Source organism: Streptomyces cinnamoneus, from assembly GCF_014650495.1.
Lineage (GTDB): Bacteria > Actinomycetota > Actinomycetes > Streptomycetales > Streptomycetaceae > Streptomyces > Streptomyces cinnamoneus.
On record NZ_BMVB01000034.1, the window covers coordinates 41,745 to 48,191 of the forward strand.

The window sequence follows — 6,447 nt, forward strand, 5'->3', positions numbered from 1 at the left end:
GGCTACGCCTCCTCCTGAATCTCGTCGGATTCGTCTGCTTCGTCGACGGCCTTGTCCGCCGTCTTACGGTTGAACTCGATCTCCACGCGCGCCTTCGCGATCTCCGCGAACGCCAGCCTGCGGGCGGTGGCCTTGCGGCCCTTCACGCCGGGCACCTCCAGGTCGAGGCCCTCGTCGTCCACGGAGACGATCCGCGCGACGAGCTCACCGCCCTCCGTCAGCTGCGCCTTGATCAGCCGGCCCGTGGCACGGACGTAGTGGCGCTGCTGGGTGAGGGGGCGGTCGGCGCCGGGGGAGGTGACCTCAAGGACGTACGGAGCGCCACCCATGACGTCCGTCTCGTCGAGCTTCGCGGAGATGTCGCGACTCAGATCCGCACACGTGTCCAGCTGCACGCCCTCGTCGGAGTCCACCACGATGCGCAGGACGCGCCGCTTGCCGGCGGGTGTCACCTCGACCTCTTCCAGCTCCAGCTCTCGCGCGCTGACGAGAGGGGCGAGCAGCTCGCGCAGCCTCTCGCTCTGGGTGGTGCTCATCCGGGTGACTCCTCGGCCGCGTGTGCTGTTGTGGGAAAGTCGCGTGTCAGGTCAAAGCCTATCTGTTCCGGCAGCCGGCTGACGATTCGGTGCCCGGTCCACGGCCGGCCGGTCGCGCGCCGGTACGCTCGCGTGCGGTGATCATGCCCGGACGAGGCGGAAAGAGGATCGTGCCGCTCACGACGAGGACGCGGGGCGCCGACGACCCGCGCAGACGCAGGGTACTGGCCGGGGCCGCGGCGGCCCTGCTGACCGCCGGTGGCACCGTGCTGCTGGCCGGATGTTCCTCCGGCGGAGCCGACGCCGACGGGCGCCCGGCCGCCGACGGCCGGCTGCGCGAGGGCGCCGCCCGGGACAGTGCGGCGCTGCTGGCGCGCTACGACGCGACGATCGCCGCGCACGCCGCCCTGGCGGACCGGCTGCGGCCGCTGCGGACCGATGTGGCCCACCACGCCGAGGCGTTCGGCGCCCCTCCCGGGTCTTCCGCGCCGTCAGCGTCCGGGTCCGCGTCCTCCGCGCCGGCGTCCCCTGGCGCGTCCCCACCGGCCGCGGGCGTGGAGGTGCCCGGTGACGAGCGTGCCGCGCTCGCGGCCCTCGCCGACGCCGAACGCCGTACGGCCGACGCCCGTACCGCCGCCCTCGGCGCCGCCGGCCCCGAACTCGCCCGCCTCCTGGCCTCCGTGGCGGCGGCCGGCGCGGCCCACGCGTACCTGCTCACCGGAGGTGGCTCATGAGGCGCTCCCGCTCCCGCGAGGCGCTGGCCGCGGCGCAGGCCGCGCTGGCCGCCGAGCACGCGGCGGTCTACGGCTACGGGGTGGTCGGCGGACGGGTCGACGACGCGCGGGAGACCGAGGCGCGGGAGGCGTACGACGCGCACCGGGCCCGGCGCGACGCCATGATCCGTGCCGTCCGGGACCTGGGTGCCGAGCCCGGGGCCGCGGCGGCCGCGTACGCCCTGCCCTTCCCGGTGCCGGACGCGAACGCTGCGGTGCGGCTCGCGGCGGAGCTGGAGAACCGCGTCGCCGCCGTGTACGCCGATCTCGTACGGGCCGCCACGGGCGGCCTGCGCGGCGAGGCCGCCGCCGCGCTGCGCGAGGCGGCGGTGCGGGCGGTGCGCTGGAGCGGCGGCAGCGTAGCCTTCCCTGGGCTCGCGGAGCGGGCCGCTTCCACCGGGCCCGGCGGCTCGCCGGGCGGCCCCTCCCCGCGTGCCTGATCAGCGAAAGAACGAAAGGGACAGCTCAGGGATGGCCAATGCTCACGACCGCCTCGAACCGCCGGAAAGGCTGGTTCGGTCCCTGGGCTCGGACCCCGCCTCCGCCTCCGTCACCGAAGAGGTGGCACGGCAGTGGCTCGCCGCTCTGCCGGACGTCGCCCAGGAGTGCCTGGCGCGCTGGGAACTGACACCCGAACGGGTGCAGATGCCCGGCGGGCGGACCAGCATGGTCGCCCTCGTCCGGCAGGCCGACGGCACGCCCGCCGCGCTCAAGCTCTCCCCGCCCGACGGCACGACCGCCCTCGAACACGCCGCGCTCGCGCACTGGGACGGCCGCAGCGCCGTGCGCCCGCTGCGCGTGGACACGGCGAACGGGGCGCTGCTGCTGGAGCGTCTGCACGCGGACGTCAGCCTGCGCTCCCTCGCGGAGCCCAAGGCCCAGCTGGAGGCGGCGGCGACGCTGCACCGGCTGTGGGTGCCCCCGCCGGCCGCGGCCGGCGTGGACTTCCCGACCGTGGCCGCGCACACGGCGCAGCTGGCCGACGTCCTGCGCTCCCACCGCGAACAGCCGTGGGCGGCGGACGTGCGGGCCGTGCTCGACGAGGCGCTGGAGCTGCACGGGGACCTGACGGCGGAGGTCGCGGAGGAGGGCGCCGTGCTGTTGCACGGCGAGTACCACCAGGGCACGGTGCTGGCCGCCGACCGCGTCCCGTGGCTGGCCGTCGCGCCCCGCCCGCTGGTCGGCGAGCGCGCCTACGACCTGGCGTGGCTGGTGCGGGACCGCGCCGACACGCTGCTGGCGGCACCGGGCGCAGCCGCCGCGGCCCGCCGCCGGGTGGCCAAACTGGCCGAGTCCCTGGACGTCGACGCCACCCGGCTGCGCGCCTGGACGCTCTTCCGCACGGCATCGGCAGGTGCCCACGCCCTGGCGCTGGGCGCCGGGGGGCAGGGCGAACTCCTCCTGGAGTTCGCGGGCCTGCTCTGACCCCGACGAGGGAGGGACGGGGGCCGGCCCGGCGCCGCCGGGGTGCTCGCCGTGGGCGGCGGGGACCGGCGCCCACGGAGGCGGGGGCGCCGGGGCGTGACGGCGCCTCCGGCCGCCGTCAGCCGGTGGTCAGCACAGGGACCGTACGCGCGACAGTGCCTCCTCCACCGGCAGCTGTTCGCGTTCGCCCGTGCGGCGGTCCTTGAGTTCGACGATGCCGTCCGCTGCGCCTCGACCCACGATCAGGATCGTGGGCACGCCGATGAGTTCGGCGTCGGTGAACTTCACGCCCGGCGACACGCCCGCCCGGTCGTCCAGCAGCACCCGCACCCCCGACTCGGCCAGCCGCGTGGCGAGCTCGTCCGCCAGCTCCGTCTGGAGGGCCTTGCCCGCCGCCACGACCTGGACGTCGGCGGGCGCGACCTCGCGGGGCCAGCACAGGCCCGCCTCGTCGTGGGTCTGCTCGGCGAGGGCGGCCACCGCGCGGGAGACGCCGATGCCGTACGAACCCATGGTGACGCGGACCGGCTTGCCCTGCGGGCCCAGCACGTCGAGCCCGAACGCGTCGGCGTACTTGCGGCCGAGCTGGAAGATGTGACCGATTTCGATCGCCCGCCCGATCTCCAGGCCCGCCCCGCAGCACGGGCAGGGGTCGCCGGGCTCGACCACGACGACGTCGAGGTAGCGGTCGACGGTGAAGTCGCGGCCGCAGACGACGTTGCGGGCGTGCGTGTCCGGCTTGTTGGCGCCCGTGATCCAGGACGTGCCGGGTGCCACGCGCGGGTCGGCGATGCAGGGCACGTCCGCCAGCCCCTGCGGGCCGACGTAACCGCGGACGAGGTCGGGGCGGCCGGCGAAGTCCTCGGCCGTCACCAACTCCACCACGGCAGGGGCCAGATGCTCGGCGAGCTTGCCGAGGTCCACCTCGCGGTCGCCGGGCACACCGACGGCCGTGATCCGACCGTCGACCTTGACGAGGAGGTTCTTCAAGGTGGCCGAGGCGGGTACGCCCAGGTGTTCGGCGAGGCTCTCGATGGTGGGGGTGTCCGGGGTGTCCAGCTCCTCGACCGGGCCGTGGGCGGCGGGCTCGGCGGGGGCGACGACCGTCGTCACCGCCTCGGTGTTGGCGGCGTAGTCGCACGACGGGCAGTCGACGAAGGTGTCCTCACCGGCCGCCGCGGGCGCCAGGAACTCCTCCGACGCCGAGCCGCCCATCGCGCCCGAGACGGCGGAGACGATCCGGTGGTCCAGGCCGAGGCGTTCGAAGATGCGCCGGTAGGCGGCGCGGTGCAGCCGGTAGGACTCGGCGAGGCCCTCGTCGGTGGTGTCGAAGGAGTAGGAGTCCTTCATCTGGAACTCGCGGCCGCGCAGGACGCCGGAGCGGGGCCGCGCCTCGTCCCGGTACTTGGTCTGGATCTGATAGAGGATCACCGGCAGGTCCTTGTAGGACGTGCACTGGTCCTTGACCGTCAGTGTGAAGATCTCCTCGTGCGTGGGCCCGAGGAGGTAGTCCGCGCCCTTGCGGTCGCGCAGCCGGAAGAGCAGGTCGCCGTACTCCTTCCAGCGCCCGCTCGTCTCGTAGGGCTCCTTGGGCAGCAGGGCGGGCAGCAGGACCTCCTGGCCGCCGATGGCGTCCATCTCCTCGCGCACCACCCGGGCGACGTTGTCCAGGACCTTCTTGCCGAGCGGCAGCCACGTCCACACCCCGGCCGAGGAGCGGCGCACGTAGCCGGCCCGCACCAGCAGCTTGTGGCTGGCGGTCTCGGCGTCGGCCGGGTCGTCGCGCAAGGTCTTGATCATCGTTGTGGACATGCGCTGGACGTGGGCCATGGAGCGTCTCCTGCTGCGTGCGGGCGTACGGGGTGTGATGTCGAGGAGACTAACCGCAGCCACCGACAGCCGGAAAACGGTTTCCCCCCGGCCCCTCCCGCCGGGATGCGCCCCGGCCCCTCGGCTTCAGCTCAGCAGCGGCAGCGGTGCGCCCATCACCGCGTAGGGGCTGGCCGCGCTGGGGAAGACCACGTGCCGGGCCAGGTCCCGGTAGCCGAGCTTGCGGTAGAGCGCCCGGGCCGGGCTCTCCCTGTCGATGGCGGAGAGGATGGAGCGCGGCTCCTGCGCGGTGGCGGTGATGCCGGTGATGAGGGCGCGGCCGATGCGGCGGTTCTGGAAGCCGGGGTGGACGTGCAGCTCGGTGATGACGAAGGCGTTGTCGAGCCAGCCGTCGCAGCCGTTGGCGCGCAGGTACGGTTCGACGACGGTGGACCACCAGTGCGTGCGGTCATTGGGCATGCCGTAGACGAAGCCCACGAGCCGGCCCTCGGCCGTGGTGGCCCCCAGGGCCCGGGCGCCGGGGCAGGTCAGGTGGCGGAGCACGATGTGGCGCCGTACGCCGACCTCCTCGGGGGTCAGCCCGAAGGCGAGGGCCTGCACGGCCAGCGCCTCGTCCACCCGCGCGGCGAGGTCGAGCGGTCCGACCACGATGTCATCCATGCGGGGAGGCTACCCGCACGTCTGCCCGGGTCCCATCAGAACAGCACGCTCATGAAGGCGCCGACCTCTTCGAAGCCCACCCGGCGGTACGAGGCCCGCGCGGCGGTGTTGTAGTCGTTGACGTACAGGCTCACGACCGGGGAGACCTCGCGCAGGGCGTGGCCGAGGACGGCGGCCATGCCGGTCACGGACAGGCCGCGGCCCCGGTGCTCGGGGGCGACCCAGACGCCCTGGATCTGGCAGGCGCGGTCGGTGGCGGCGCCGATCTCGGCCTTGAAGACGACGCGGCCGTCCTCGATGCGGGCGAAGGAGCGGCCGGAGCCGACGAGCTCGGCGACGCGGGCCTGGTAGAGCAGTCCTCCGTCGCCGGCGAGCGGGGAGACGCCGACCTCCTCGGTGAACATCGCCACGCAGGCCGGCATGATCACCTCCATCTCGTCCTTGCGGACGCGGCGCACGAACGGATCGGGCTCGATGCCCGCCGGCATGGACCGGGTGACCATCAGGGGCTGGTGGGGGCGGACCTCGCGGGCGGGCCCCCAGTGGGGTTCGAGCAGGGACCACAGCTCGGTGGTGGCGGGCGCCGGGCCGACGATGGAGGAGCAGCGGCGGCCGGAGCGGCGGGCGCGGTCGGCGAAGGCGCGTACGGCCTCGGGGCCGGCGCAGATGGGGACGAGGTTCGCGCCGGCGTAGCAGAGCGATTCCAGACGGCCTTCCGCGTACCAGCCCCACATCTCGCCGCCGAGCCGCCAGGGGTCGAGGCCGGCGACCTGGACGCGGGCGGCGACGAAGGCGTTGGCGACGGGGTCACGGTCGAGGACGGCGAGGGCGGCGTCGAGCTCGCCGGGCTCCAGGACCTTGGTGGTGGACGTCGTCAGCACGTGTGCGATTGCCTCACGGTCGCGGGCCGGGGGCCATGGGGACAGGTCCTGGCACTGTACCTCCCGGCCTCCCGGGGCACCGCCCTGACGGCCGGATATGGCGGTGCCCCGCCGGGAGGGCGGGGCACGGCCGGGGTGCGGGGCGTCAGCCGGCGACGCTGATGGTGGGCTCGCCGGAGGCGACGCCGTCCTTCTCCATCTGCTCGGCGATCTTCAGGGCCTCTTCGATGAGGGTCTCCACGATCTTCGATTCGGGGACGGTCTTGATGACCTCGCCCTTGACGAAGATCTGGCCCTTGCCGTTGCCGGAGGCGACGCCCAGGTCGGCCTCGCGGGCCTCGC

The 6,447-nt window shown here is 74.3% G+C and carries 7 protein-coding genes and 1 pseudogene; 3 read left to right on the forward strand and 5 right to left on the reverse strand.

What is annotated here, in order from left to right; all coding sequences use genetic code 11:
- Positions 1–2: 2 nt before the first annotated feature.
- Positions 3–536, reverse strand: coding sequence for a ribosome maturation factor RimP (rimP, locus tag IE182_RS29115; RefSeq protein WP_190112971.1), 534 nt, complete (start codon positions 534–536; stop codon positions 3–5).
- A gap of 170 nt (positions 537–706) precedes the next feature.
- Between rimP and IE182_RS29120 the strand changes: the two genes are divergently transcribed.
- The 3 genes from IE182_RS29120 to IE182_RS29130 are packed head-to-tail and all read left to right on the forward strand — an operon-like array spanning position 707 to position 2,734.
- The gene (locus tag IE182_RS29120; RefSeq protein ID WP_190112972.1) at positions 707–1,270 is read left to right on the forward strand and encodes a hypothetical protein; all 564 of its coding nucleotides are present in this window, start codon (positions 707–709) and stop codon (positions 1,268–1,270) included.
- Positions 1,267–1,749 (forward strand): ferritin-like domain-containing protein, encoded by a 483-nt coding sequence (locus IE182_RS29125; protein WP_190112973.1) that lies wholly within the window; start codon positions 1,267–1,269, stop codon positions 1,747–1,749. The genes IE182_RS29120 and IE182_RS29125 overlap by 4 nt, the downstream gene beginning before the upstream one ends.
- 31 nt (positions 1,750–1,780) lie before the next feature.
- Positions 1,781–2,734: an aminoglycoside phosphotransferase family protein gene (locus IE182_RS29130; RefSeq protein WP_190112974.1), complete on the forward strand. Its 954-nt coding sequence runs from the start codon at positions 1,781–1,783 to the stop codon at positions 2,732–2,734.
- Positions 2,735–2,863: 129 nt separating this feature from the next.
- Here IE182_RS29130 and IE182_RS29135 read toward each other — a convergent pair whose 3' ends face one another.
- The 4 genes and pseudogenes from IE182_RS29135 to IE182_RS29150 all read right to left on the reverse strand — a co-directional run.
- Complete coding sequence (locus IE182_RS29135) at positions 2,864–4,564, reverse strand: proline--tRNA ligase (protein WP_190112975.1); 1,701 nt, start codon at positions 4,562–4,564, stop codon at positions 2,864–2,866.
- 126 nt (positions 4,565–4,690) lie between these two features.
- Positions 4,691–5,224 carry a GNAT family N-acetyltransferase gene (locus IE182_RS29140; RefSeq protein WP_190112976.1) on the reverse strand — a complete coding sequence of 178 codons (534 nt, stop codon included), beginning with the start codon at positions 5,222–5,224 and terminating at the stop codon, positions 4,691–4,693.
- A 35-nt stretch (positions 5,225–5,259) separates the two neighbouring features.
- A complete protein-coding gene (locus tag IE182_RS29145) occupies positions 5,260–6,105 on the reverse strand; it encodes a GNAT family N-acetyltransferase (protein ID WP_190112977.1) in 846 nt (281 codons plus the stop codon).
- A gap of 145 nt (positions 6,106–6,250) precedes the next feature.
- Positions 6,251–6,447 (reverse strand): annotated as a pseudogene (locus IE182_RS29150) (flavodoxin-dependent (E)-4-hydroxy-3-methylbut-2-enyl-diphosphate synthase); the annotation flags it as partial.